The sequence below is a fragment of the Plesiocystis pacifica SIR-1 genome, assembly GCF_000170895.1.
Lineage (GTDB): Bacteria > Myxococcota_A > Polyangia > Nannocystales > Nannocystaceae > Plesiocystis > Plesiocystis pacifica.
In genome coordinates, this window is sequence record NZ_ABCS01000022.1 from 1 (window position 1) to 25958 (window position 25958).

A 25958-nucleotide genomic window follows, 5' to 3' on the forward strand; every position below is an offset into this window, starting at 1 on the left:
ATCAAATCTAGAGGCTGAGGCTCGCTCAGCTGGGCTTCCGGGAGGAAGTCCAGCTACGCGATCACTCGGCCGGCGCGAGGTTGAAGGGGTACTCCATCGTCATCCCGTCTTTGCTGGGCGCGTCGAAGCCCCAGCCGGCCGCGGCCTCGGCGATGCACGCGGTCAGGCCCTCGTCGGACAGGGTGCTGCCCTCGGCGGCGGCGACGCTCACCGATCCGTCCGCGCCAAAGGTGAACACGGCCTCGAGCTCGCCGGCCAGCTCGGCGTTGCCCTCGAGCGCGCTCATGTAGCACTCGAGCACGGCGTCCATGTTGTCGTTGATGGTCGAGTCGAAGCTGTCCTTGGACAGCACGCTCGGGGCCTCCTCCTCGGGCTCGGCGGGGGCGTCCACCTCGGCGCCGTCGTCCATCGAGCCGTCGGCGTCGTCCGTGGCCGCGTCCGCGCCCTCGTCGGGGCTGGTGGTCGGCTCCTTCTTGCAGCCCGAGGCGGCGAGGGTGGCCAGGCAAAACAGTGTGCAGATCGCAGTGGAGGGGAGGCGAAGCATGGCTTTCGATACCACCAATCGCGATTCGATACTCGATTCGACACTCCAGAATCACCCAGAGTTTTTTGGGGAAATAGCAACACGCGCACGCCGAGGCCATGCGAAGTTTGTTACGTTGGGAATGAGAGGTACCCCCTATGCTTCGGTTTCAAAGCGTTTCTGTCCTAGTTGCCGCCAGCGCCTTCTTGCTGACGGCGTGCCCCAAGAACGAAGAGCCCGGTGACACCACCGGCGGCGACGAGGCCTCGGACGAGACCGACGAGGGCGGAGACGAAAAGGGCGACGACGGAAACACCGACGCGGGCTTCATCCCGGCCGACGACATCCCCAACGCGAACACCTGCGACCCGTGGCTGCAAGACTGCCCCGAGGGCGAGAAGTGTGCCGCCTACGCCGTGGGCAACACCTGGGACGCGACCAAGTGCGTCGAGGTCATGGGCGACGGCGTCGTCGGGGACGAGTGCGTCTACAACGGGGCCGTGCTCGGCACCGACGACTGCTCCAAGGGGCACATGTGCTACTACACCAACGAGGAGGCCGTGGGCATCTGCGTGGCGCAGTGCACCGGCTCCCCGGACAACCCGGTCTGCGACGACGGCTTCAACTGCTCGATGTCCAACTCGGGCTCGCTGCTGCTGTGCCTCTACGGCTGCAACCCGCTCATCCAGGACTGCGAGGTCGACGGCTCCGGCTGCTTCTACGACGGCACGCTGTTCAACTGCGACCCCGCCGGCGACCTGATGGAGGGCGAGGTGTGCGGCTTCATCAACGACTGCGCCGCGGGCAACTACTGCGCCGACGCGGCCGCGCTCCCGGCCTGCGCCGGCTCGTCCTGCTGCTCGGGCTTTTGCGACCTCGACGACCCGAGCTGCACGATCCCCGATACGGAGTGCGTGGCCTTCTTCGAGGAGGCCTCGGCCCCTCCCGGCCTCGAGAACGTCGGCCTGTGCATCCTGCCCGGCTGAGCTCGACCCGCGCCGCCAAACAAGAGAGGCCCCGCTCGTCGGGGCCTCTCGCTTTTAATTTGCTCGGCCGGCTCGGCCCGCGCCGCTCACTCGTCGGGCGAGACGGCCTCGATGAGATCTTCCATGTCGACCGGCTTCTCGAGGAAGCGGTTGACCAGGCCTGGATCGAGGTAGTTGGCCAGATCCATGTAGGAGCTGCCCGAGAGCAGGATCCGCTCGCAGTCGGGGAACTGATCGCGGACCTTCTTCAGCAGCCAGGCGCCGTTGGGCCCGTTCATGTTGAAGTCCACGATGACCACGTCGTAGAGCGCCCCGCTCTCCTTTTGGACCTTCTCCATGTGCTCGAAGGCAGCCTCGGCTCCAAGGGCAATCTGGACCTCGGCGTAGTCGCCGAGCAGCCGCTTGAAGGACCGCAGGATGTCGAGATCGTCGTCGACAACTAGAACTCGCTTTTCCGTCACCTTGAGCCTCTTCCTCCTCCGAAGTGTACGGCATTCGTGAGCGCTTGACTCGGGTCGAGTTCGCCCCATCACCAAGATTGCGCAGACCGAGCGCATTCGACACACCACCGGACCCATGGCCGGAACACCCCACCCACCGACGGGCGAGAGCCGCCACGGCGAAATGCGAGTGGGCTCCGCTGCAAGACGAACTCTTGGCCAAAAGATCAAGTTTTGGCCTGGTCACGAGCGCCCCCGATGCGCGAGACTGCGAAAGATGCGTCTCGCTGACATGCGCCGCCGTCTTGGAGTCCTGGGCCTGTGTCTGGGTCTTTTCCTGCTCCTGCCCCCCGAGGAGGCCCACGCAGGCCAGGCTACGGCCAGCAACCCGCCGGCGGCCCTGCGCCCCGGCCAGACCAAGACGCCGCACGAGCTCGGCGCGAGCGTCAATGGCGGGTTTGGGCCCGATGCGCTGTTTCCGTCGGGTCACTGGCGCATGCACTTCCCCTCGACGGGCAAGATCGGCCAGCTCAGCGGGCTGTGGATCGGCCTCGACGCGGGCCCGACCATTCGTCTGGGCGACGTCGATCTCGACCTCGACCGCCCCGGCCGCGGCGGCGTCTGGGGGCACACGGGCTTCGAGATCGGCTACGAGATCGACCCCTGGTCGAACCTCGCCCTGACCATCTCGCCGGTCCTGCACAACGACTTCCACTTCGGGCCCAACCGCTTTCGCTTCGTGCAGACCTTTGGCCCCGTGGTCCGGCTGTACATCAACCAGCACTGGGTCGTGTACGTCGAGCCGGGCTGCGGCGGGTGGAACCTCAACACCCACCACCGCAGCGACGACATCGATGACATCCGCGCGGGCTTCTCCTACCGCGGCGGCATGGGCTTTTCCTACAAGTTCTAGCTAGGCGCCCTCGCCCTTGGAGGCCCCGGGGTTGCCGGGGCCGACCCCGGGGATGGCGGTCATCAGCAGGACCAGGGCCAGCAAGGCCGCGCCGATCGCCAGCGCGGCGCGGGTCAGGGCCTGGCCGCGGTTGGGCTGATCGAGGGTGTCGAGGAGGACCACGGGGGGCTGCTCGAGGCCGGCCATGGACGCGCCCTGCACGGTGAACAGCGAGTCCGCGATGTCGACGTCGACGGGGCCCAGGCGCCCGCGCAGGGTCTGGAGGCTGGGTCCGTCGAGGCGCTCGGGCGAGACGCGGGCGACGACCAGCAGGCCGTCCTCGGCGATGACCTCGTCCTCGGAGCCGAGCAGCGGCAACAGCACGGCCTTCGCTCGGTCGTCCTGATCGGGGCGCTCGCCCGAGTTCACCGCGTACTCGTCGACGACCCAGGCGTCGCGCAGGTAGCCGCGCAGCGCCACGTAGTCCCGGCTGCCCAGACGGCTCATGGGCAGGGCTCGCTCGCGCAGGTCGTGGATCGGGAGCGACTCGGGATCGCCGGTCATCGCCAGCATGTCGGGCACGCCGGGGCTCGAGCCAGCGGCCATGGCCGCGAGCGCGGCCCCGATCACGGCCTGCGAGCGGTTGTCCACCGCGTGATAAAGGATTGGGATCGCGCACGCGGCCGCGAGCGCGGGGCCGAGCCAGCCCAAGCCCGCGGAGCTCAGCACCCCCGACACGGCGGACACGGCCATCAACGCGGGGATGACCAGAGCCGAGACGATGGCGAGGCTGCGCAGGAGCACGGGTGGAGCTTAACAAGGCTGCCCCCCATCGAACACGGCCCTGCTATGCTGCCGCTGGTGCTCTTCGCGCACGTCTTCGGCCCGCTCCTCGCCCAACACCCCGCTCGCGCCCCGCGTCCGGGGTCGGTCGCCGGTCTGGTCCTGGGCTCGAGCCTGGCCCTCGCCACGACGGGCTGCGGACGCAAAGCCGAGGCCCAGTGGATCCCCGACGACGCGGCGGTCGTGCGCTGCACCGTGTCCGGGCCCAACCTCCAGCTCCCCCACCTCGTCGACGAGCTGGCCACGCCCCTGCCGCCCACGGGGCTGCTCGCCCGCAAGATGGACCCCATCGCCCTCGACGAGCTCGGCTACGAGCGCGACCGGATCGTGTGCGCGACCATGCAGACCCCGAGCGCCGAGGAGTTGGAGCGGGCGAGCGCGGCCATCGAGGAGCTCAGCGAGCTGCGCAAGACCATCAAGCCCACCGTCCGCAACCTCGGCCGCTGCCGCTGCACCTACGCCGAGGCCATCGACGCCAAGGGGCTGATCTCCGGCTGCCGCGACACGCCGACCGACGAATCTTGCGAGCCGGAGGCCGAGCAGGTCGAGGCCTTGCAGGAGGCCCTCGCCCCGCTGCGCGCCAAGCTCGAGACCACCGAGGTCCCGCGGATCCACTGGCGCATGGTCGGGCGCAGCGATCGCCTGGGCCGCTTCGCCGCCCGAAGGGACGAGCTGATCGCCCGCCACCCCGGCGGCTCCGAGGTCTACGTCCCCGGCAACCCCCTGCCCCCGCGCTACGGCGCCAAGCTGATCGCCGCGATGCTCAGCGAGGACCACGTCGTCGCCGTGGTCAGCCAAGACAGCGGCCAGGGCCTGCTCGTCGTCCGCGAGATCGGCAGCCTGCTGGTCCTCGATCACTTCTCGCACCCGGACTGGGGCGGCCACGCGCGCGCCGACGAGTACATCCTGCTCACGATGATGGAGGACGCGCAGATCGAGCGCTACCGGGCGGCCCTCGACGCGCCGACGAGCGCCCGCGCGCTCCAGCTCGAGCCCCGCGACGGCTACCTCATCGAGGTCGACCGCGACGCCCTCGAGCGGGTCGATCGCGCCGCAGAGATCTCGACCAATTTCGTCGCCCGCAACTACGACCCGGCCCGAGAGCAGCGCGTGCTGCCGCCGCTGCTGACCGATCGCGTCACCCTCCAGGTCCCCTTTGGGACCGAGGGCACCACCTTGCGCGCGCGCTATCGGCTGACCAAGGAGGGGCGCAAGTGGACGGAGTTCGCCGCCGGGGCCCCGCTCGTCGAGACCCTCGCCGACCTCGGTGAGCCCGACGTCATCCCCCGCTTCGTGGCCGCGCGAGGTCGCGCGGGGGGGCTGTTCCAGCTGCGCGGGACGGCGACGGAGCGGCTGCTCTTCGCCGGGCTCACGGGCCTGCCCAAGGTGCTCCTGGCCATCGAAGCGGCCAACCCCGGCAGCATCGAGGGCGACTTCAATGACTGGCAGGTCGCGCTCCCCTCGGGGCCCCTGCCGGGCGAGCTGAAGAGCCGCGACGGTGTCCGCGAGCTCCGCGAGCGCCTGTCGATCGACCCCCACACTCTGTCCGGCGGGCTCAGCAAGGACGGCGGGTACGTCGACGTCGAGCTCGCGCGGCGCTGAGGCCACGGGGCAGACCCGAACCTTCGACGCGAGCGAACAGGCACCTCCTGTCTCGATCCTGATCCCAGGGTCGGGACGCGCGAGCGGGATCGTCCAGGCTGCCGGCTCCGTCCGCGAAGCCGTGGCCGATTCCTGCGCGCTTCGCTAAAGTGCCTGCGGCTCACGCCGCGGCGGTGCCCGGCTCAGGGGCGCTGGCTCCCCACCATGGCTCTGAACATCGACGGCCTCCGACCGCTCAAGCTCCTGAGCAGTACGGCACACACCCAGGTCTGGTCCGCCGAGCGCGAAGCGGACGGCCTCGAGGTCGTCGCCAAGGTGTTCAGCCTCGAGGGTCAGCCCGGGGTCGAGGCGCGGGTCGAGCACGAGTTCGAGCAGCTCACGCACCTCGACGTGCCGGGGGTCGTCCGCGCCCTCTCGCTCGAGCGCAGCGGCCACGAGATGGTCCTCGTGCTCGCGGCCCACCAGGGCGTGAACCTCTCGGAGCACCGCGGCGAGCGGGTCCTGCCCGTGTCCGAGTGTCTGGAGATCGCCATCCAGCTGACCACGATCCTCGACGCGGTCCACCGCCGGGGCGTGCTCCACCGCGACATCAAGCCGACCAACGTGCTGATCGACCCCAGCACCGGCGAGGTCGCCCTCGCCGACTTCGGCATCTCGGTGCTGCTTCAAAACGAGCGCCGGCAGCTCCACGACATGCTGGTGGTCGAGGGCACGCTGCCCTACATGGCGCCGGAGCAGACCGGCCGCACCGGCCGCTCCGTCGACTACCGCAGCGATCTCTACGCCCTCGGGGTCACGCTCTACGAGCTCCTCGCCGGCCGCCGCCCCTTCCCCGCGGACTCGGCCCTCGAGCTCATCCACGCCCACCTCGCGCGCAAGCCCTCGCCGCCGCTGCGCGCCCGCCCCGACCTGCCCCGGATCCTCTCGGACCTGGTCATGAAGCTGCTCGAGAAGGCCCCCGAGCGCCGCTACCAGTCGGCCGCGGGCTTGCTCGCCGACCTGCTCGAGATCCGCGCCCGCCTCGGCCGCGGCCAGAACTTCGAGGACCTCCGCCTCGGCCACGCCGACGTGCCCCTGACCCTGCAGCTGTCGCAGGTGCTCTACGGCCGCGAGACCCAGCGGGCCGCGCTCGCGGCCGAGTTCGAGCACGTCCGCCGCGAGGCCAGCCCGCGCCTGGCGGTGATCGTCGGCGAGTCCGGGGTCGGCAAGTCGGCGCTGTGCGGCGAGCTGACCGAGACCGTCCACGCCGTGCGCGGGTTCATGACCCGCGGCCGCTTCGACGACGGCCTGGACCAGCACCCCTTCTCGGCCTTCGTCGGCGCCCTCGAGGACCTCGCCGACCAGCTGCTGACCCTGCCCGAGGAGGCCCTCGAGCGCTGGCGCAAGAAGCTGGCCTCGGCGCTGATCGGCTACGTGCCGATCATCCTCGAGTTCGCGCCGCGCTTTCGCCCGCTGCTCGACTACGACTTCGAGCGCGAGCAGCTCGGGATGATCAGCGTCAGCGGCTCGGGCGAGGACACGATCCAGCGGACCCTCGAGTGGGTCCCCAACCAGGTCGCCCCGGAGCTGGCCCCGGCCGAGGCGCGCAACCGCATCGAGGTCGCCTGCGCCCGGCTGATCGCCTGCTTCGCCCGGCCCGAGCACCCCCTCGTGCTCGTGCTCGAGAACCTGCAGTGGAGCGACCCGGGCAGCCTCAACCTGCTGCACAGCATCTTCGGCGAGGATCAGCTGGCGCTCCTGGTCGCGACCACCGCCCGGCCCGAGGCGCTCGAGGACGGGCACCCGACCCTCGGGCTCCTGGCCAAGCTGCGCAGCGCCGAGCTCGAGCCGGCGCTCATCGAGCTCGCCCCCCTCGAGCGACCCGAGCTCGAGCGCATGCTCAGCGATCTGCTGTCCCGCCCCGTCGCCGAGCTCGGCGAGCTGACCGGGCTGGTGCTGCGCAAGACCGGCGGCAACCCCCACTTCGTCCAGCAGTTCCTCGTCCACCTCAGCGAGCAGGACCTGCTGACCCACAGCGCCCAGGGCTGGCGGTGGCAGGCCGAGGCCATCGCGCGGGCGAGCCTGCCCGACGACTTCCTCGGCATGCTCACGGCCAAGCTCGAGCGCATCGGCGAGCAAGACCCCGAGCTGCGCGAGCTGTTGTCCGTAGCCAGCGTGTTCGGGACCGAGTTCGAGGCCACCGCCCTCGAGCGCGTGGCGGCCTCCGAGCGGGTCGAGGTCGAGCTCCACCGGCTCACCGACGAGGGCCTGCTCTCGGCCCTGGGCGGCCACGGCTACGCCTTCTCCCACCCCCGCGTGCGCGAGGCCGCCTACCGCTGCCTGAGCCCGGACAAGGCCCGCTCCCTGCACCTGGCCGTGGGCCGCGACCTCCAACTCAACCTCGACGAGGAGGCGCTCAACCGGCGGATCTTCGAGGTCGCCGACCACCTCAACCGCGGCTACGCCCTGACCGGGACCGTGACCGCGGACAGCCAGGTGCTGCCCCTGCTCGACGACATCAAGCTCGAGCGCCTGGCCAGCATCAACCTCGCCGCTGGCCGCCGGGCCCTGCTGACCGGCGCCCCGGGCTCGGCCTCGGCCTACCTCGACGTCGCCCGCTCCCTGGCCACCTTGCTGTCCCCCGACTTCCCCGGCCCGGGCGAGGCCAACCACGCCCTGAGCTACGAGATCGAGCTGCGCTCGGCTCAGGTCGAGGCCCTGGTCGGCAAGCTGCAGCGCGCCGACGAGCTGTTCGAGGCCCTGAGCCAGCGCGCGCTCGAGCTGGCCGAGTACGGCGAGATCGCCATCGAGCGCGCCTGGGTGCTCAACATGGCCGGTCAGCCCGAGCGCTCCCTCGAGCAGGCCCTCGACGTCGTGCGCCGCCTGGGCGTCAAGTTCCCCCGGGAGCCGAGCCCGACCCACATGCTCTTGGCCCTCCCGCGCATCGCCTGGAACCTGCGCGAGGCCTCCGTCGTCCGCTGGCGCAACATGGCCCCGTGCACGGACCCGGCGATCAACGTGGCGATCGACATCCTGTTCGCCACGACCTGGACCTCCTACGCCGCCGCGCCCGTGACCTTCAGCCTGGCCGTCGAGCGCGCGGGCTCGCTGATCCTCCGCCACGGCGACCACGAGCTCGCGCCCAACATCTTCGCGCTCATGGCCATGGTCCACGGCAACGCGTTCAACAAGCGCGAGCGGGCCCGCGAGCTCGTCGTCCAGGCCCGGCAGATCATCGAGGCCCGGGCCGTGCCCAAGGGCGTGCACAACATCCTGCAGCTCGAGCACTTCCTGCAGCTGTGGAAGCTGCCCCTGCACCGCCTCTCGGACCAGGCCCTCGAGCTCTTCGAGCTCGGGCTGGCGGCGGGCGACGTGCGCAGCGCGGCCTACTCGAGCTCCTTCGCCGTCGAGCTCGGCTTCTACGCCGGCATCCACCTCGAGGTCGTCCAGCGCCGCTTCGAGACCCGCCAGCGCTGGCTCGACCGCTGGGGCCTGCTCGCGCCGAGCGGCTCGACCATCGTCCAGACCGCCTGCGTGCGCCTGACCAAGGGGCCCCCGCCGAGCCTCGACGAGTCCCGGGGCCTCGAGCGCCCCGAGCACGCCGTGGTCCAGACCACCCTCGTGCACGGAGCCGACGCCCTGGTCGAGAGCCTGGTCTACTCGGTGTTCGAGCGCTGGCGCGAGGTCCTCATCCTGCTCGAGGACGTCCCCGCGGAGCTCATCCGCACCATCCCAGGGACCTGGCACGGCGTGTTCGCGGCCTTCTTCCAGGGCCTGGCCGCCTCCTCCCTGGCCCTCGAGCTGCACGCGTCCAAGGTCGCCTACCGCCGCGAGCTCGTCCGCGTGACCCGCCAGAACGTCAAGCGGCTGCGCCGCGTCGTCGCGCAGGGCGGAAACTTCGAGATGCTCCTGCTCCTGCTCGAGGGCCAGCTCGCCTGCCTCGACGGCCGCCTGTCCGAGGCTGGGCCGCTCTACCTGCAGGCCGCGACCATCGCCCGCAAGCAGCGCAACCCGATGCTCGAGGCGCTGACCCACGAGCGCACGGCCAAGCTCGGCGAGCTCCTCGACATCCCGGCCTTCTCCGACGGCCCGCTCGAGCGCGCCCGCGAGCGCTACCTCCACTGGGGCGCCTTCGCCAAGGTCGAGGAGCTCGACAGCCGCCGCCCGGCCCTGCGCGAGTCCCCGGCCGCGACCGAGCGCGGCCTCGACTCGACCAGCAGCGGCCGCATCCGGACCATCGCCTCGGCTTCCATCAGCACCAGCAGCGGGCTGACCAGCCACTCCTCCCTCGACGCCGCGACCTTGCTCGAGGCCTCCCGGGCGCTGAGCGAGGACATCCGCCTGGCCGAGGTCGTCGAGCGCATCCTCGGCCTCGCGATCGAGAACGCCGGGGCCGAGCGCGGCGCGCTGATCCTGTCCGAGGCCAGCGAGCTGCACGTGGTCGCCGAGGCCCACGGCGACGGCCAGGTCGTGTCCCACGTCGAGGCGCCCCTGTCCCTGAGCGCGGCCGCCGAGCGCCTCCCGGCCAGCTTGCTGCGCTGGGTCGAGCGGACCAACGAGGCGACCGTGTTCGCCGACATCACCAGCGACTCGCGCTTCGCCTCCGACCCCTACCTGCACAACCGGGGCTCGCGCGCCGTGCTGTGCACGCCCCTGCTCAAGCAGGGCAACCTCGTGGGCCTGCTCTACCTCGAGAACCGCCTGCACACCGACGCCTTCACCCGCGATCGCCTCGAGACCATGCGCGTGCTCGCCAGCCAGGCCGCGGCCGCCCTCGAGAACGCGCGGCTCTACGACGACCTGCGGGCCAGCGAGATCCGCTGGCGCTCCCTCGTCGAGCAGCTCCCCGACTACGTCGTGATGGCCGGACGCGAGGGCCGCGTCGACCTCGTCAACCCCGGCCGCAACCCCGAGCAGCTGCCCATCAACCGGGCCCTGCGCAAGCTGGTCAAGGCCGGGCGCGAGGACCCCCAGCACCCCCTGTCCGCGGTCCTCGACGGCCTCGGCGAGCAGACCTTCGAGCAGGCGATCACCACCAACGAGGGCGAGCGCCGCTGGCTCGACGTGCGCGTGGCCCCGCTGAGCGTCGACGGGCAGATCGAGCGGGCCCTGCTCGTGGCCACCGAGGTCACCGAGCGCAAGCGGGCCGAGGCCCAGCGCGAGCACCTCGAGGCCCAGCTTCGCCAGCAGCAGCGCCTCGAGTCCATCGGCACCCTCGCCGGGGGCGTCGCCCACGAGATCAACAACCCGGTCCAGGGCATCATGAACTACGCCGAGCTGATCGCCGGCTCGTCCGCGGCCGACGAGCTGATCCGCGAGTTCGCCCAGGAGATCGACCACGAGACCCAGCGGGTCGCGACCATCGTCCGCAACCTGCTGGCCTTCGCCCGCGAGGACCAGGACGCCGCGTTCACCGAGGTCACGCCCAAGTCCGTCGTCGACGCCCCGCTGTCGCTGATCCGCGCGCTGATCCGCCGCGACCAGATCCAGATCGACCTCGAGATCGCCGAGGACCTGCCCAAGGTCCGCTGCCGCGCCCAGCAGATCCAGCAGGTCGTCATGAACCTGGTGACCAACGCCCGCGACGCCCTCAACGGCCGCTTCACCGGCTTCCACGACGACAAGCGCATGCTGATCTCCGGCGAGCCCTTCACCCGCGAGGGCCAGCCCTGGCTGCGCCTGAGCGTCGCCGACAGCGGCGGCGGCGTCCCCCAGGACGTCTCGCTGCGGATCTTCGACCCCTTCTTCACGACCAAGGGCCGCGACCGCGGCACCGGGCTGGGCCTGTCCGTCAGCCACGGGATCATCAGCGACCACGGCGGCGAGCTGCGCCTGGTCAACCGCCCGGGCGAAGGCGCGACCTTCATCATCGAGCTGCCGATCGCCGGGCCTGAGGCCGACGCTGGCGAGCCCTCGAGCGCCGCCGATTGAGGCCCCAGCGGGTCGGGCCGCGGGCCCACCTGCCCAACCCATCCGCGGCCTGGGAAAGGCTCCGGTCTAGAGGTTGCGCACGCAGGCGCGATCGAACATGACCGGCGTCCCGCGGGCGCTGCCGGTGAGTGCCACCATTCAGACTGTATCTAAATCGACACCCACGAACTCACGAGTATCGATTGCGCTCACTGTAGAGACCCACATAACTCCGTTCCATGAAGGAATCGAGCGAAGCCGGCGATCACGCACGAACTGCGCGTGCGAACGCGCTCACGAGGCCGCGTCAGGATTCACGCCCACATTGCAATCCGTATACTCAGGCAACTTCGTCGCGCCCGTCTCCACGGAGGGAAAGGGCACTCAAGGACACCATGAATGATCGTAAACGATGTGCCGTAATTGGCGCGGGGATCTCGGGGCTGCTCGCGGCCAAGGAGCTGATCGACGCCGGCGTCGGTGAGGTCGTCATCCTCGAGAAGGCCCCGGAGCTCGGGGGCGTGTGGTCTCGCTTCATCCGCAGCCGGACGATCCTGACCTCGTCCAAGTGGATCACGGAGTTCTCGACCCACCCGATGCCGGGGGACTACCCGGACTTCCTGACCATCCAGCAGATGCTGGCCTACGTCCGCTCCTTCGTCGAGCGCTTCGAGCTCGGCCCGCGGATCCGCTGCGGCGTCGAGGTGCTCGGGGTCGAGCGGGGCGAGGACGGCCGCTACGCCCTGGCGACCTCCGAGGGCGAGCTGCCCGGCTTTGACTTCGTCGTGGTCAGCACGGGCCTGCACGGCGAGCCCACCGGCATGGACATCCCCGGCCTCGACGAGTTCGAGGGCACGGCGATCCACGGCAGCACCTACACAGACCCCGAGCCCTTCCGCGACAAGCGGGTGCTGAGCATCGGCCTGGGCGAGAGCGGCGTCGCCGTGTGCAGCGAGGTCCACGGCGTCGCCGCGAAGACCTACGTGTCGTCGACGGGCTTCACCGGGGCGACCCGGGTGTTCCCCTACACCATGCTGGCCGCGGACCAGATGCAGTTTTGGCCCCTGGGCGAGTACATGAAGGACTACCAGGAGGTCGCGACGGCGGAGATGAGCTGGTACTTCCGGCTGCCCGAGGCGTGGCGCCCGGCCTTTCGCCAAGCGCCCCCCCATCTTGAAGTCTACCCCGAGCAGTGGCGGCCCAAGGACATCTTCCCCTATCGCTGGCACGCCAAGTTCTTCCCCAAGCCGGCCACGGACAACGCCCAGGACACCGGCAACATGACCCGGCCCGGCTCGCCCCCCGACGACGTGCTGTGGCTGGCCCACTCCGGTCAGGTCGTGCCCAAGGGCCGGGTCGAGCGCTTCGAGGGCAGCACCGCCCACTTCACCGACGGCAGCGCCGTCGAGCTCGACGCGGTCATCGTCAACGCCGGCTTCACGCCCACGCTGCTGAAGATCGACTTCCCCGACGGCTGGCAGTACCGCCACCTCGACCTCTACAAGGGCTGCTTCCACCCCGACCTGCCCAACGTCGCCTTCGTCGGCCTGGTCCGCCCGACCATCGGCTCGCTCACGGCCATGGCCGAGATGCAGTCCCGCCTGGTCGCCCAGGTGTTCACCGGCGGCGTGCAGCTGCCCGAGCGCGAGGCCCTGCGCGCGTTGATCGAGCGCGAGGCCAAGGCCCACGTGACCGAGTGCCCGACCATGCTCGCCCGCGTGCCCCACGTGTACTTCTTCGACCAGTGGATGGAGGAGGTCGCCGAGCTCGTCGGCTGCCGCCCCCGGGCCCGCGATCACCTCGGCTCCATCGCCCAGCTGCGCGCCTACTGGTTCGGCTCGCCCATGCCGCTGCGCTTTCGCATGCGCGGCCCCGGGGCCCTCCCCGACGCCCGCGAGCGCTACGCCAAGCGCATCACCAAGAACTGGTCCGGGACCATGGGCAAGATGATCACGGCGATGGTCCTGATCCGCTTCGCCTACCCCTTCTTGCTCAGCGCTGGGGTCGGCGCGACCTTGGCCCTCGCCACCTCCTTGCCGCTGTGGGTCGCGCTCGTCGCAGGGCTCGCGGTGCTCGGGCTCTACATGGTCTCGGACCTGTTCCGCATGGTCGTGTCCCTGCCCTTCGTCTTGCCCATGCTCGACTTCGGCGAGCCCAACTGGGAGCGCCTGCGCAAGATCTCACCGGCGACGCCGCCGGACTACGCCTCGCCGGGGGTGTTCCAAAACGACGGCCCGCCGGCGGATCAGGTCATGCGCGACCTCCACCACGAGGCCCTCGCCCAAGCCCACAGCGCGGCCGAGTAGCCCCGTCAGCTGTCGACTTCGAAGGCCAGGGTCATCGAGGTGCGGTCCCAGACCAGCACCTTGGCCCGCGGCACCTTGCCCGTCGCGGCCTGGACCAGGGCCTGGCAGTTGGCCATCGACAGCTGGCGGTAGATCGGATCCCGGCAGTAGCGGAAGTCCTCGTAGTGGATCAGCACGCGCCCGTCGTCGGTGAGCTCGGTGCTCAGCTCGGCCGGCCCGCGGCGCAGCCGCTTCCACACCACCGGCACCTTGCGCAGCACGAAGCGGGCCGAGGCCAGGCCCAAGAGCATGCGAAAGAAGCGGCTGATCCCCGCGAGCGCCAGCCCGCGGACGATCTCCATGAAGCGCTGATCGTCGCCGTGGGCGAGCTGCTCGTGGACCGCGTGCATGAAGCGGCGCATCTCGCCTTCGGGGTACCACTCGTTGAAGTCGGCCTCGTCGAAGATCTTGCGCGTGTGCCGGGGCAGGCTCTCCATGAGCAGGTCCCAGGCCTCGTCGCCGTACTGCTCGCAAAAGTGCATGCGCGCGGTGTCAAAGGTCAGCCCCTTGACCTGCTGCACGTCGTCGGTGACCGAGCTGATGCTCGCCGAGGTCGACGCGCTCGGGCCGTCCTTGTCGATGCGAGAACCCATTCGGTGCATCTACGATAGCATTCAGATCGTGACTTCTCGACGACGCGCGCCCGCCGGTTCGATGGGCGTCCTCGCCCTCTCGCTGCTCGGCGCGTGCGCGCAAAGAGGTGACGGCGAGGTCGGTGCGCTCGAGCTCGGCGACTCCGCGGACACCTCGGAAACTGGTGAGGACACGGTCACGGGCGACGACGAGGCCTCGACCACCGCGGGCGTCCCCGACCTCCCCGCGCACGAGTGCGGCGAGCCCCCCTGCGAGGCCTGCGTGTGCGTCGACGAGCAGTGGCTGTGCAACTGCGCGGGGCTGGGCAACGACGCGGGCTTCGTCGAGCTCCCGCCGCGAGATCACGCCCTCGGCCCCGCCGACGGATCGGGCCCCACCCAGGACTCGACCACCGCGCCCGCGCGCATGTTCTGGGCCATGCAGGCGGCGGAGTTCGGCGCCGATGACCGCCCGGTGTTCGTGTTCTTCAACGGCGGCCCCGGCGTCTCGAGCGGAATGCTCCTGGGCCTCAACATCGGGCAGCAGACCTTCGCCCCCCTCGAGACCGGACCTGACGAGACGGTCGCGCGCAACCCAAACAGCTGGACCGCGCTCGGGACCTTGGTGTGGATCGACGCCCGCCACACCGGCTTCTCCCACGGCCTGCTCCCGCCCCCCGCCGACGTCACCGACGCCGCCCAGCGCAGCGCGGCCATGGACCTGTCGAGCTTCAACGCCTACGTCGACGCGGCCGACTTCGTGCGCGTGCTGCTCGAGCTGTTCGAGCAGCACCCCAGCCTGGCCGACAACCCCGTGGTCCTGGTCGCCGAGAGCTACGGCGGGACCCGGGCCCAGCTCATGCTCGACATGCTCTTGCAGCCCCAGGCCTACGCCGAGGGCTCGCGCCCCCTCGTCGATCCGGCCCTCGCCGAGGCCGTCCTCGCCCACCACCTCGCCGTCCACCCCGAGCTCGAGGGCGAGGCCGCGGCCGTGAGCCCCGAGCTCGCCGCCGAGCAGTTCGGGCGCCAGGTGTTGATTCAGCCCGCGCTGACCGGCGTGGTCCAGCGCATCACCGCCGGCGAGGCCTTCGAGGGCCCCGACTCGCCGCTCCTCGAGCTGGCCGAGGAGCTCGGCGTGCCCTACCAGACCTGCGCCGAGCTCGGGGGCGCGTGCAACCCCTACGGCCACGCGCACACCTACGCGACCACCCACGACCGCAGCCCCTACGACACCCGCTCGCCGGCGAGCTGGCTCGTCGACATCCTCGACCTGGTCGCGCTCCGGCTCAACGCCACCGCCGACGTCGACGCCCTGCTCGGCCTGGACCTCCCCTTGCTCGACGCCCTGCCGCAGATGAGCGCGGCCGAGCGCGGCCCCGCGTGGCGCTCGGTCAGCACCACCGCCTTCACCCCCGACGCCCAAGCCGGCGACTGGCCCGAGCTCGGCGGCGAGCTCCAGCCCTGGGACCGCTACTTCGTCACCTTCCACCACGAGGTGTTCAACGAGTTCGACAGCTCCGCCGCCGCGGCCCTGGACATCGACCCCATCGACGAGCACTTCGGCGAGCGCTTTTTGACCAACCTCGCGTGGGTCGACACGCTGATCACCCAAACGCCCCACGACCTGGTCGTCTACACCCCGGCCCTGCCCGCGGCCTTCGAGACCTACGCCATGGTCAGCGAGGTCGAGGTCGAAGAGGGCCCCGAAGGCGACGCCCGCTGGCACGTAAGCTACAGCCCCGGCGCCCTGCCCCAGCGCCCCGAGCTGGACCTGCGCACGATCACCGCCCCGCGCTACACCGCCTCCCATGCCATCAGCGCCGACGCGCCCGAGAAATTCCTGGCCGACGTCGAAGCCTGGCTCGAGCTGGACTAGCCGCGCGCGCCCAGGCACGACCTCGCGCCTCGAGTCGGAGCCAGCGCTCGGAACTCGAGCCCCTCCATCAACTCGGCGAAAAGACCAAGCGAGGTGTCGTGAGGACTTCTCCGATGTCCTACCGAGAAAGGCAGCCGCCCACGGGTTCAGCGCCAGCTGAGTCCGTGGACGATGCTTTCGTGGATCATGGGTCCCGGCGCGGCCGGGGTGGGCGACTGCTAGCCGCAGCCCTGCACGAGCGCCGCCTGCTCGTCCGGGCAAGGGTTCAACCCGCCGTTGCAGCTGTCGCCAAAGAAGCACTGCTCGAAGGTCGCGCAGTCCTGCGCCGCGTAGCAGCCGGCCCGGGCGTCGAAGGCGTCCATGCACACGTCCGGGTCGTCGGCGACCAGCGCATCGAGAGCTGCCAGGTAGTTGCAATAGCCCGGCTCGGTCACCGACGGCAGCGGCTCCCCGCAGGCGATGCCCGTGTCGAAGTACTGCTCGCAGCCCGTGCGCACGCACGCCGCCTCGACGGCCGCCGCCTCGACGGGGCAGGGATCCTCGCCCAGGCACCCCCACAAGCTGCACTCGGCCATGGCCTCGCAGTCCAGCGCGGCGTAGCAACTAAAGCGGGCGAACATCGCGTCGGCACAGTCGAGGAACTCGCCCGTCGCCGGGTGGTCCTCGACGACGAACATGCAGTAGTCGAGGTCGCCCGGCCCGTCGATCTCGCAGGTCTCCCAGGCGGCCACGAGGGCCTCGCAGGCCTCGGTCGGCAGCTCGATGGGCGGCCCGGTCTCGGTCTCTTCCTCGGACTCCGCGGACGCCTCCGTGGACTCTTCGACCCCCGTCAGCCCCCAACCGTCGTCGTCGGGGCCCGCTTCGTCGTTCGAAGACGAGGAGCCCTCGCTGCTCGAGCCGCCCTCGCCCCCCGACGACTCGCCCTCGGTCTCGGCCAGCTCGTCGCCGACCCCCTCATCCTCGGAACTGGGCGGCGAACAGCCCGCCAGCGCAACGGTGAGCAGACACGAGGCGACCGGGACCAGGGCTCGACGCAGCATCACCCGATCATTGTCATCGTCGCCGGGGTCAATGACAATGATCGAGTATGCGCTGTCCACGTCTGCATGCCGCCCCAATCGCGGCCGTGCTCACCTTACTGTCGGCCCCAGCGCTCGCGGCAGAGCCGGGGAGCTCGGGCCTGCTCGGCGGTGAACAAGCCGAACCTTGCGCCTGGCCGACGGCCGCGACGGCGGGCTTTGGTGCCGGCCTCACCGGCTTTCGCTGCGGCGCGACCTTGATCCACCCCCAGGTCATCGTCACCCTCGACCAGTGCATCGAGGGCGCGCTCGGCTTCACCGGCGCGCGCTTCGGCGACGGGCCCGAAGAGGGCAGCTTCCAGGAGACCGAGGGCTCGGCCTTCGACATCGACCAGTACTGCACCGTCCACCCCAGCGCGCCCTTTGGCGTGTGCGTGCTGCCCGAGCCCGTCGACGTGGCCATCAACCCGATCGTCTACGGCTGCGAGACGGGGGTGTTCGAGGTCGGCCGCCCCGTGGCCATGGCGGGCTTTGGGCCCACGGTCTTCGGCGAGAGCTCGACGCTCTACAAGCACTGGGGCGAGAACACGATCCAGACCTTCAACGACGGCAGCGTGATGGTCTCCGACCAGGGCGCGGTCGGCTGCCAGCAGCTCGACGTCGGCAGCCCGCTCTACGTCGAGTACCCCGACGGCACCTGGCACCTCGCGGGCATGGCCATCGACACCGTCGACTGCGAGGGCACGACCAACTACCTGCGCCTCGACATGTACGTCCCGTGGATCGAGGCGACCCTCGGGGTCGACGTGACCCCCTGCCACGACGCCGACGGCACCTGGAATCCGACCTCGATCTGCTCAGAGCTGTCCATGGCCGGCCCCGACGGCGGCGGCGGCTCGTGGTCGCAGTGGTGCCCGAACCTGCCCACGCTCCCCTTCAGCGAGACCTGCGGGCCCGCGGCGGGCGTCGAGCCAGGCGAGCCCTCGGTCGAGATCGCCGACCCCGAGGACGGGGCCGAGTTCGCCCTCGGCGAGGAGCTCGAGATCGCCGTCCACGTCGACCACCCCGTCGTCGAGGTCGCCATCGAGGTCGACGGCCAGGTCCAGAGCGCCACGGACTCGAGCTGGCCCTACGGCTTTGACGGCGTGTCCTTCCCCGAGGGCAGCTACACCCTGGCCGCCGTCGCCCTCGGCGAGGACGGGGTGACCCGAACGTCGGCGCCCGTCGTCGTCTACGTCGGGGTGGAGAACGAAGACACCGACACAGACACCGGCACCGGCAACGACGACGAGGCCGGCGACGAAGGCGACGGGACCGGCGACGATGATGCCGCTGCCGACGGCGAGGCCGAGGGCTGCGCCTGTCGGGCGGACGCGGGCGGCCGCGGGCCCTGGGGGCTCGGCCTGCTGGTGCTCTTGGGCCGGGGTCGCCGCAGCCGGCGACGACCCAGCGACAGGTAGGCCCAGCCCCTGCTCAGGTGTCCCCCGTGCCCGACTCGGCCTCCGCCTCCGCCCGGCGCGTGTCGAGCATCTCCTGCCCGAGGTGGACCAGGTAAAAGGCGATGTGCATGGGGACGAGCCACGGCGCCAGCTCGCGCATGGGCCCGTGGACGTAGTAGCCGACGAGGGCCACGAGGGTGCCGACGATCATCGGGTGCGGCACGACGTTGTAGGGGAAGCTGGTGACCCGGCGCGGCTGCACCTGGCCCAGCTCGACGCCGAAGTAGGTCTGGTCGAGGCCCAGGGCGTAGGTCGCCGCGCTGGCCAGGCCGTAGCCCCCGAGGATCAGGCCCAGGGACAACCAGTTGATCCCGTGGCTGGCGATGGTCGAGACGTAGAGGCCCAGGAGCATCGCGTGCGCGACGGTCCGGAACAGCAGCGCGTCCCGCTTGAACTCGCCGAAGCTGATCGACTCGCGCAGGTGGAAGACCGCGATGTAGAGCAGGTAGTGGACGAAGCTGGCCCCGATCAGCAGGGGCAGCATGGACTGGCTGGCCGCGCTGGCGATGCCCAGGGCCGCGATGTAGGCCAGGTTGGTCAGCCCCGCGTGCAGGCCGAGGAAGTTGAAGGTCTTGGTCGTCCCCAGCACCAGGTTGGTCGCCGCCCGCTGGATGAGGTTCTTGGGGGTCAGCGTGGCCACGAAGAGCGCCCGGGCGCGGTCGTCGTAGTAGCCCGTGGCTCGGGCCAGGAGCTCGCCCCAGGTGCGCAGGAACTTGGGGTAGACGACGTAGTGGAGCTTGAGCACGCAGCGCTGCTCGGGGTCCTGGCGACCCGGCAGGTCGCAGATGTAGTGGGGCTCGCGGTTGAAGTCGAAGGCCAGGAAGTCGGCCTTGGTCAGCACGTAGGACAGGGGCTCGTTGTGGACCGTGGGGTGGATGAAGCGGGTCTGGACCCGGGAGTTCTCGGTCACCGCCAACAGGCCGCGGTAGACCGTCGCGAACGGCCACACGGCGAAGGGCCCGTCGACGTGCGGCATGTAAAAGACCGTGTCGCTGCTGCGCTGGGCGTTGGCGGCCGCGACGTAGATCTCGTTCATCTCCGGCACGATCTCCACGGCCCAGCCCGGGTGCACGCGCTCGAAGGCGGCGCGCAGCTCCTCGCTCTCGGCCAGGCGCTGGAGCGCGGCCTGGATGTCCGCGGGCGGATCGTGGAACCACCAGTGCGTCGTGTGATCCTCGCTCGGCTCTTGCTCGGCGACCCAGCGGCGCACGAGCTCGATGTCGGCGAGGGCGACCGCGTCGTGGAGGGTCGTGTCGACGATGCGCACCCGGGGCAGGAACACGCGCAGCCGCGACAGGTGGGGCACGACGGCGGCGAACACCAGGGGCACGAGCAGCCAGGTGTGGATGCCCAGATCGCGCAACGCCAGGCGCTGGAACTTCCCGTCTTCGTCGCCCTGGTAGGTGCTCTGGAAGGTCTTCTCCCCCGAGATCCCGTGCGCGGCGTCCTGCAGCAGGTAGCCCGCGGCGAGGGCCGCCGCGTAGGCCCACCACGGCGCGTCGAGGACCTGGGTCGCCTGCATGGCCGCGGCGGCGATGCCCCCGAGCAGGACCGTCGACGCCAGCCACAGGCCGCGGGGCGCCACGGAGACGAGGCTCAGCGCGTAGACCAGCGCCAGGCCGGCCGCGGCCATGGGGTGGACCAGGGCCGCCAGCCCAAAGGCGCCGAACAGGCCCAGCGGCGTGGTCAGGAGGTGCAGGGCGACGTTGGTCGGGTCGCGGTGGCAGGCCAGGAACTCGCGCTCGAGCTCGGCCCACATCCCAGGCTGTTCGCTGGTGCCGGACATCGTGACCCGGGATGGTAGTCCCTCCGCCCCCGGCTTTTGCGACAACCATGCAAAGAGCCGCTCCAGGCAGTCCTGAAGCGGCTCACGAGCGCCTTCCGCTGCGCGGGGCGCGTTTTTTGCTGGCGCCGCCTCAGGCAGCGCCGGTGCTCAGGACTTCTCCCAGGTGAAGGTCGCCGAGCCGTCGCGCATGTCGCCACGCTCGATGGCGACGCCGGTGATGGCCTTGGCCACGCAGGCTCCGACCTCGGCGCTCGCGGTGCTGGCCTTCTCGTCGACGGTGGCGTCGGCGACGGTGCCGGTCTTCTTTTGGACGGTGAAGTTGACGACGACCTTGCCAGGCTCGCCGTTGAAGCAGCCCTCGATCTCGGCGTTCTTGGTGTCGACGGCCGAGCGGGTGACCTTGCGGTAGTCCTCGGGCCCGCGGGCGATGCAGGCGGTGGTCAGGGCGGCGAGGCCCAGGCAGAGGCTGGCGCGGATGATGGTCGATTTCGTGTTCATGATGGACTCCTCGACGGCTCAGTTCCCGCGGGCGGGGGCTTCTTCGGGCTTGATGATCTTGAACTCGACGCGGCGGTTTTGTCGCTTACCCTCCTCCGTCGACTCGTCGGCGATCGGTTCGGTCTCGCCCTTGCCCTCGGAGGTCACGCGCGAGGCGTCGACGCCGTGGCCCGCGAGGTAGTCGGCGACAGCCTTGGCCCGCGCCGTCGACAGCTCCATGTTGTGCTTGTCGCTGCCTTCGGTGCTGGTGTGCCCGATGATGTCGAGCATGGGCAGCTCGGGGTGAGCGTTCATGACCTCGGCGACGTCGTCGAGGATCTCGAAGGAGTCCTCGAGGATCTCGGCCGAGTCGTGGGCGAAGTGGATCTTGCCGTCGATGATGATGTGATCACCCTCGAGCTTGGCGTGCCCGGTCTGGGGGGGCTCGGGCTCGGGCGCGGGCTCAGCAGTGGGGGCAGAGGCGTAGCGGATCGAGTCGTTGAACGCGATCGGCCCGCAAGCCGTGAGCAGCATGCCCAGGCTGAGGGCGACGCCGACGGTCGCGGTGGAGAAGAGCTTGGCTCGCATGCCGGTATTCGCGCATACCCACGCACGAATCGCAACCGCTTCCCGAGAGAGAGACCTCCCCTCGGACTGGAAAAAATGCGTTGAATGTTTCCGCTCACTCACACCGCTGGACCTCCGAGGGCCCGCGGAGGCGCTCTAACGCACCCTCGCGCCGCCCTCGGAGCTACCAAGACGATCGCTCGGCGTATTTGTAGCGAGCTCAAAAACACAGCGAACGCGGCTCGCCCCCCACGTCGACCGCCTCGCAACGCATTCCACTCGGACATTCGGCCGCGGAACAATCGAGGGCACAGGCCGCGTCACCGCTTACAGCCACGCACACGGCCGGGGCCCCGCCGTGAGCTGGCTTCTCACAGCTGCTGGCGTCGCCGAGGCTGCACGGCTCGGTGCAAAAGCCGGGTTCGTCGGCGGGGCGCAGGCACCAATCGCTCTCGCAGTCGGTCCCGTCCTGACAGCCGGCATAGGACGCGCCGACCTCGAAGGGGTTGTCGGTGTCGCTGACCGGGTCGACCTCGATGCTCCCCGGCTCGGCGCAGGCGAGCCCAAAGACCACCGCGGACAGCGCGAACATCATCGGCGAGAGCACGCCGCCAACGAACTTGGCAGGCCAGGCGCTGCCAACCCAATTGGCTGTAATTCGCTTACCTGCGGGCCCCTTTGCGTCGCTTTGCACGGATTCTAGGATGCTCCATGCGCGTGTTTTTTCCAGGTCTCGGCGCAGACAATTTTGCTTCTCGCGGCGGAGCTTGAAACGCCCCCGTGTCCTGGTCGAAGGTGGAGCCATGGGCCTGCTCCACTCCCCCGTGAGCCTCTACGCCGGCGCCCGGCGTGAGCGCGTCGAGGCTTGCCCGCGCTTCGTCGACGGCGAGTTTTGCAACACCGCGCCGGTCGGCCCGGGGCTCCAAGAGGGCAGCAGCCGGGGGGTGATGCGCGAGTTCTTCTTCAGCCGCGCGCGGCGGATGCCCAGCGAGCCCCTGCCGACCCTCGACCCCCGCCCGGGCTGGGCGCAGGCCCCGGACACCGGGCTGCGGGCGACCTGGCTGGGGCACTCCACGGTGCTCGTGGAGATCGACGGCCTGCGCGTGCTGACCGATCCGGTGTGGTGCAAGCGCGCCTCGCCCTCGCAGCTCATGGGCCCCAAGCGCTTCCAGCCCGTGCCCGTGACCGTCGCCCAGCTGCCCGAGCTCGACGCGGTGGTCCTGTCCCACGACCACTACGACCACCTCGACGCCGCCGCGATCGCCGAGCTCGGGCGCAGCGGCGTGCCGATCTACACCTCCCTCGGCGTCGGCCTGCGCCTCGAGCTCCTCGGCGTGCCCGCCCAGAACATCCACGAGCTCGACTGGTGGGAGTCGGCCCGGCTCGTGTCCCGGGACGGTCGCCGCGAGCTCCAGATCAGCGCCGCGCCCAGCCAGCACTTCTCCGGGCGCGGGCTCAACGATCGCAACGCCACCGCGTGGTCGAGCTTCGTGCTGACCAGCGAGCGCCACCGCGTGTTCTTCTCCGGCGACACCGGCCTGACCCCGGAGTTCGCCGAGATCGCCGCGCGCCTGGGGCCCTTCGACCTGGTCATGCTCGAGGTCGGCGCCTTTCACCCGGCCTGGGGCCAGATCCACCTCGGCCCCGACAACGCCCTCGAGGCCCTCGCGCTCCTCGGCGGCGGGGCCTTCCTGCCCGTGCACTGGGGCACCTTCAACCTCGCCATCCACGACTGGGACCAGCCCGCCGAGCGCCTGTTCGAGCTGGCCCCCAGCCGGGGCGTGCAGCTGCTGATGCCCAAGATCGGCGCGCCGATCGAGCCCTCGCGGGTCGAGTGCACGGCGCCGTGGTGGCGCGAGCTGGCGACCCGCGAGCTCGGCACAGACGCGCTGAGCCTCGACCCCATCCGCGTCGCGCCCCCGCTCTAGACCTCCACGGACCCTGCCCCATCGGCTGTTTGCAGGCCTGGTCCCAGGCGGTATACCCAGCGCTGCCCGTGACCGCCCCCGAGCCTTCCACAACCTCCGCTGGTGCGCCCTCGGACCTCGACACCCTGGCCCAGGTCGCGCGCACCCACGACCGACTGATCGAGCAGATCGAGCGCCGCGTCGTCGGCCAGCGCGAGGTCGTCGAGCTCCTGCTCATCGCCCTGTTCGCCGGGGGCCACGCCCTGTTCGTCGGCGTGCCCGGCCTGGCCAAGACCCTGCTGGTCTCGAGCCTCGCCGAGGCCCTCGAGCTCGACTTCTCGCGCATCCAGTTCACCCCCGACCTGATGCCCAGCGACATCACCGGCTCGGAGGTGCTCGAGGAGGACGGCAGCGGCCGCCGGAGCTTCCGCTTCATCGCCGGGCCGGTGTTTTGCAACCTGCTGCTCGCCGACGAGATCAACCGGACCCCGCCCAAGACCCAGGCGGCCCTGCTCCAGGCCATGCAGGAGGCGCGGGTCAGCGCGGGCGGAAAGACCCACCCGCTGCCGCCGCCCTTCCACGTGTTCGCGACCCAAAACCCCATCGAGCAAGAGGGCACCTACCCCCTGCCCGAGGCCCAGCTCGACCGCTTCATGCTCGAGATCCTCGTCGACTACCCCGACGAGGACGCCGAGCGGCGCATCGTCGCCATGGCCTCGAGCGCGGCCGTGGACCAGCGCGCCGCGATCACCCCCGTGCTCACCCCCGCCGAGCTCACCCGCCTCCAGGAGCTGGTCCGCCGGGTCCCCGTCCCGCCCTCGGTCGTCGACCACGTCGTCGCCCTGCTGCGCGCGACCCGACCCACGGAGGAGCGCTGCCCCGCCGGCCTGCGCGAGCTGCTGCGCTGGGGCGCCGGGCCGCGGGCGGGTCAGCAGCTCGTGCTCGCGGCCCAGGCCCGGGCGGCCCTGCGCGGGAGCGAGAGCGTGTCGATCGGCGACGTCCGAGCCCTCGTCCGGCCCGTGTTCCGCCACCGCCTCGTGCCCAGCTTCGCCGCCGAGAGCCGCGGGGTCAGCCGCGACGAGATCCTCACCCGCGTGCTCGAGGCCGTGCTGCCCTGAGCTCCCACGCGAGAGCGCTCGCGGCTTCGCTCAGGCCCGCTCGGTCGGGTCGAAGCTCGGCCCGGCGACGCCCTCGAGCTCTTGCCCCTCGCGCAGCGCCGACGCCAGCGCGCGGTGGCTCGCAAAGGGCGGCCCCGGCTCGGTCAGGGCCACGACCTTCGGCGCCGCGAAGCGCTCCTTGAACGCGATCAGGCGGCGCAGGGCGTCCTCGACCACGCCGTCCGGCGCACGCTCGAGCTTCGCCAGGCACTCCTCGCGCAGGTCGGCCGCCGAGCAAGCCAAGACTACGTCGACGCCGGCTCGCAGGGCGCCGACGCTGCGCGCTTCGACCGAGAAGTGATCCGCGACCGCGCGCATCTCGATGTCGTCGCTGAGCACCAGGCCGTCGTAGCCGAGCTGGTCGCGCAGCAAGCCCATGACCTCGGGGGAGAGGGTCGCCGGGCGCTGGCGTCGAGCTTGGGGAAGAGCACGTGGGCGGTCATGATCGTCGCCACCTCGGCCTCGATGACGGCGCTAAAGGGCGGGAGCTCGACCCGCTCGAGGCGCTCGAGGTCCAGGTCCAGGCGCGGCAGGGCCAGGTGGCTGTCGAGGTCCGTGTCGCCGTGGCCGGGGAAGTGCTTGGCGCAGGCCGCCACGCCGGCCGCCTGCATGGCGCGGATGAAGGCCGCCCCGTGGGCCCCGACCGTGGCCGGGTCGCGGGCGAAGCTCCGGTCTCCGATGACGGGGTTGTCCGGGTTGCTGTCGACGTCGACGACGGGCGCGAAGTCCAGGTCGAAGCCGCAGTCGAGCAGCTCGAGGGCGAGGGCCCGGGCGAAGCGAGCCGTGTCCTCGGGCGCGCGAGCCCCCAGGGTGCGCATCGGCGGCCACTCGGTCCACGGGTCGCGCAGACGCTGGACCCGACCGCCCTCTTGGTCGAGGGCCACGGTCAAGGGCGCGTCGGCGGGGGCGAGGGCGTGGAGCTCGGCGACGACGCGGCGCACCTGGGCGGGGTCCCCGATGTTGCGCTTGAACAGGATCACGCCGCCGACCCGGCCCTCACGCACGCGCTCGCGCAAATCGGGCGGGATCTCGAGGCCGTGAAAGCCCACGAACAAGAGCTGGCCAGGATGCCACTTGCTGCTCACGGGCGCAGGGTACCCCGGCGACTCCGCGGCGAGGCCTACAGGCCGCGTTTGGCGCAACTCACGCCCCAACCGCCCATGGGGCGGCCTGCATCGGGCCGAAGCTCGGGGCCCTGCCGTGGGCGACCAAGGCGCAGGCTCGCGCATCCGGGGTCGACGAAGCCCCGGGCAGGCGTTGCGAAACTAGCGCGATTGTCTCGCCTCACTGCGCGCAGAACCGATCCGCGAGCGCCTCCAGCCTGGAGGTCTCGCTAGACACGCGCGGGCTGGTGATCAAGACTTGGTCCGCAGCGAAAGGGCGAGTGCCAAGCTGGCACGAATCAGGAACTGGTCGATGCACGCCATGGAGGCTTCACACACGATCGCGAGCAGTGCTGCTCACTCGTCCCCGTGGGGGGCGAACTCGATGGTGGTTGCCATGGCCAGCGGCCCTGCGTGCGCGGCACCCTCGGGTGGTGCGCGGCCTCGCTCGTCTCGCGCTCCAAGCCCGCCGCGT

Annotated in this window: 20 protein-coding genes; 9 read left to right on the forward strand and 11 right to left on the reverse strand. The window is 70.7% G+C overall.

The genetic code is table 11. From position 1 onward, the window contains the following. Positions 1-61: 61 nt before the first annotated feature. Positions 62-544 (reverse strand): AgmX/PglI C-terminal domain-containing protein, encoded by a 483-nt coding sequence (locus PPSIR1_RS13560; RefSeq protein WP_006971647.1) that lies wholly within the window; start codon positions 542-544, stop codon positions 62-64. Positions 545-729: 185 nt separating this feature from the next. Here PPSIR1_RS13560 and PPSIR1_RS13565 point away from each other — a divergent pair, with 185 nt between their 5' ends. Beyond that, entirely contained in the window at positions 730-1509 is a 780-nt protein-coding gene (locus tag PPSIR1_RS13565) for a hypothetical protein (protein WP_006971648.1), read from the forward strand. Positions 1510-1595: 86 nt separating this feature from the next. On the opposite strand, the gene PPSIR1_RS13570 is transcribed toward PPSIR1_RS13565, so the two are convergent. Further along, positions 1596-1970 (reverse strand): response regulator, encoded by a 375-nt coding sequence (locus PPSIR1_RS13570; protein ID WP_006971649.1) that lies wholly within the window; start codon positions 1968-1970, stop codon positions 1596-1598. Positions 1971-2226: 256 nt separating this feature from the next. Here PPSIR1_RS13570 and PPSIR1_RS13575 point away from each other — a divergent pair, with 256 nt between their 5' ends. After that, a complete protein-coding gene (locus PPSIR1_RS13575) occupies positions 2227-2862 on the forward strand; it encodes a hypothetical protein (RefSeq protein ID WP_232296480.1) in 636 nt (211 codons plus the stop codon). On the opposite strand, the gene PPSIR1_RS13580 is transcribed toward PPSIR1_RS13575, so the two are convergent. Then, positions 2863-3645, reverse strand: coding sequence for a hypothetical protein (locus PPSIR1_RS13580; protein WP_006971651.1), 783 nt, complete (start codon positions 3643-3645; stop codon positions 2863-2865). It lies immediately after the preceding gene. A 57-nt stretch (positions 3646-3702) separates the two neighbouring features. Between PPSIR1_RS13580 and PPSIR1_RS13585 the strand changes: the two genes are divergently transcribed. The 3 genes from PPSIR1_RS13585 to PPSIR1_RS13595 all read left to right on the forward strand — a co-directional run bounded on the left by PPSIR1_RS13585 (position 3703) and on the right by PPSIR1_RS13595 (position 13481). Continuing rightward, positions 3703-5286 carry a hypothetical protein gene (locus tag PPSIR1_RS13585; RefSeq protein ID WP_157595519.1) on the forward strand — a complete coding sequence of 528 codons (1584 nt, stop codon included), beginning with the start codon at positions 3703-3705 and terminating at the stop codon, positions 5284-5286. Positions 5287-5490: 204 nt separating this feature from the next. Next, the gene (locus tag PPSIR1_RS13590; RefSeq protein ID WP_006971653.1) at positions 5491-11196 is read left to right on the forward strand and encodes a trifunctional serine/threonine-protein kinase/ATP-binding protein/sensor histidine kinase; all 5706 of its coding nucleotides are present in this window, start codon (positions 5491-5493) and stop codon (positions 11194-11196) included. 374 nt (positions 11197-11570) lie between these two features. Continuing rightward, a complete protein-coding gene (locus PPSIR1_RS13595) occupies positions 11571-13481 on the forward strand; it encodes a flavin-containing monooxygenase (protein ID WP_006971655.1) in 1911 nt (636 codons plus the stop codon). Positions 13482-13486: 5 nt separating this feature from the next. Here the strand turns inward: PPSIR1_RS13595 and PPSIR1_RS47795 are convergent, their stop codons facing one another. Further along, positions 13487-14113, reverse strand: a complete 627-nt coding sequence (locus PPSIR1_RS47795) for a hypothetical protein (protein ID WP_006971656.1) — start codon at positions 14111-14113, stop codon at positions 13487-13489. Between the two features lie 28 nt (positions 14114-14141). Here PPSIR1_RS47795 and PPSIR1_RS13605 point away from each other — a divergent pair, with 28 nt between their 5' ends. Next, complete coding sequence (locus tag PPSIR1_RS13605; RefSeq protein WP_157595520.1) at positions 14142-15968, forward strand: S10 family serine carboxypeptidase-like protein; 1827 nt, start codon at positions 14142-14144, stop codon at positions 15966-15968. A gap of 218 nt (positions 15969-16186) precedes the next feature. Here the strand turns inward: PPSIR1_RS13605 and PPSIR1_RS13610 are convergent, their stop codons facing one another. After that, on the reverse strand, positions 16187-17011 hold the full coding sequence (locus PPSIR1_RS13610; RefSeq protein ID WP_157595521.1) for a hypothetical protein: 825 nt from the start codon (positions 17009-17011) through the stop codon (positions 16187-16189). Positions 17012-17094: 83 nt separating this feature from the next. On the opposite strand from PPSIR1_RS13610, the gene PPSIR1_RS13615 reads away from it, so the two are divergent. Continuing rightward, positions 17095-18447, forward strand: coding sequence for an Ig-like domain-containing protein (locus PPSIR1_RS13615; RefSeq protein ID WP_006971659.1), 1353 nt, complete (start codon positions 17095-17097; stop codon positions 18445-18447). A gap of 13 nt (positions 18448-18460) precedes the next feature. Here the strand turns inward: PPSIR1_RS13615 and PPSIR1_RS13620 are convergent, their stop codons facing one another. The 4 genes from PPSIR1_RS13620 to PPSIR1_RS13635 form a co-directional block, all read right to left on the reverse strand. Further along, a complete protein-coding gene (locus PPSIR1_RS13620; protein WP_086001300.1) occupies positions 18461-20272 on the reverse strand; it encodes a methyltransferase in 1812 nt (603 codons plus the stop codon). Positions 20273-20419: 147 nt separating this feature from the next. After that, entirely contained in the window at positions 20420-20770 is a 351-nt protein-coding gene (locus PPSIR1_RS13625) for a hypothetical protein (RefSeq protein WP_006971661.1), read from the reverse strand. 18 nt (positions 20771-20788) lie between these two features. Beyond that, positions 20789-21337, reverse strand: coding sequence for an OmpA family protein (locus tag PPSIR1_RS13630; protein ID WP_006971662.1), 549 nt, complete (start codon positions 21335-21337; stop codon positions 20789-20791). 199 nt (positions 21338-21536) lie between these two features. Then, positions 21537-21923, reverse strand: a complete 387-nt coding sequence (locus PPSIR1_RS13635) for a hypothetical protein (protein ID WP_157595523.1) — start codon at positions 21921-21923, stop codon at positions 21537-21539. A 196-nt stretch (positions 21924-22119) separates the two neighbouring features. Between PPSIR1_RS13635 and PPSIR1_RS13640 the strand changes: the two genes are divergently transcribed. Beyond that, positions 22120-23244, forward strand: coding sequence for an MBL fold metallo-hydrolase (locus PPSIR1_RS13640; RefSeq protein WP_006971664.1), 1125 nt, complete (start codon positions 22120-22122; stop codon positions 23242-23244). Positions 23245-23312: 68 nt separating this feature from the next. Further along, positions 23313-24341 (forward strand): AAA family ATPase, encoded by a 1029-nt coding sequence (locus tag PPSIR1_RS13645; RefSeq protein WP_006971665.1) that lies wholly within the window; start codon positions 23313-23315, stop codon positions 24339-24341. A 30-nt stretch (positions 24342-24371) separates the two neighbouring features. On the opposite strand, the gene PPSIR1_RS42635 is transcribed toward PPSIR1_RS13645, so the two are convergent. Further along, positions 24372-24722: a glycoside hydrolase family 3 protein gene (locus tag PPSIR1_RS42635; protein ID WP_420813359.1), complete on the reverse strand. Its 351-nt coding sequence runs from the start codon at positions 24720-24722 to the stop codon at positions 24372-24374. Further along, entirely contained in the window at positions 24626-25465 is an 840-nt protein-coding gene (locus PPSIR1_RS13650; protein ID WP_006971667.1) for a glycoside hydrolase family 3 N-terminal domain-containing protein, read from the reverse strand. Before PPSIR1_RS13650 ends, PPSIR1_RS42635 begins: the two co-directional genes overlap by 97 nt. Between the last annotated feature and the right edge of the window lie 493 nt (positions 25466-25958).

Coding starts and splice junctions, on each gene's coding strand:
- PPSIR1_RS13560 (WP_006971647.1), bottom strand. CDS start 544: ATGCTTCGCCTCCCCTCCACTGCGATCTGCACACTGTTTTGCCTGGCC.
- PPSIR1_RS13575 (WP_232296480.1), top strand. CDS start 2,227: ATGCGTCTCGCTGACATGCGCCGCCGTCTTGGAGTCCTGGGCCTGTGT.
- PPSIR1_RS13590 (WP_006971653.1), top strand. CDS start 5,491: ATGGCTCTGAACATCGACGGCCTCCGACCGCTCAAGCTCCTGAGCAGT.
- PPSIR1_RS13595 (WP_006971655.1), top strand. CDS start 11,571: ATGAATGATCGTAAACGATGTGCCGTAATTGGCGCGGGGATCTCGGGG.
- PPSIR1_RS47795 (WP_006971656.1), bottom strand. CDS start 14,113: ATGGGTTCTCGCATCGACAAGGACGGCCCGAGCGCGTCGACCTCGGCG.
- PPSIR1_RS13620 (WP_086001300.1), bottom strand. CDS start 20,272: ATGTCCGGCACCAGCGAACAGCCTGGGATGTGGGCCGAGCTCGAGCGC.
- PPSIR1_RS13625 (WP_006971661.1), bottom strand. CDS start 20,770: ATGAACACGAAATCGACCATCATCCGCGCCAGCCTCTGCCTGGGCCTC.
- PPSIR1_RS13630 (WP_006971662.1), bottom strand. CDS start 21,337: ATGCGAGCCAAGCTCTTCTCCACCGCGACCGTCGGCGTCGCCCTCAGC.
- PPSIR1_RS13640 (WP_006971664.1), top strand. CDS start 22,120: ATGGGCCTGCTCCACTCCCCCGTGAGCCTCTACGCCGGCGCCCGGCGT.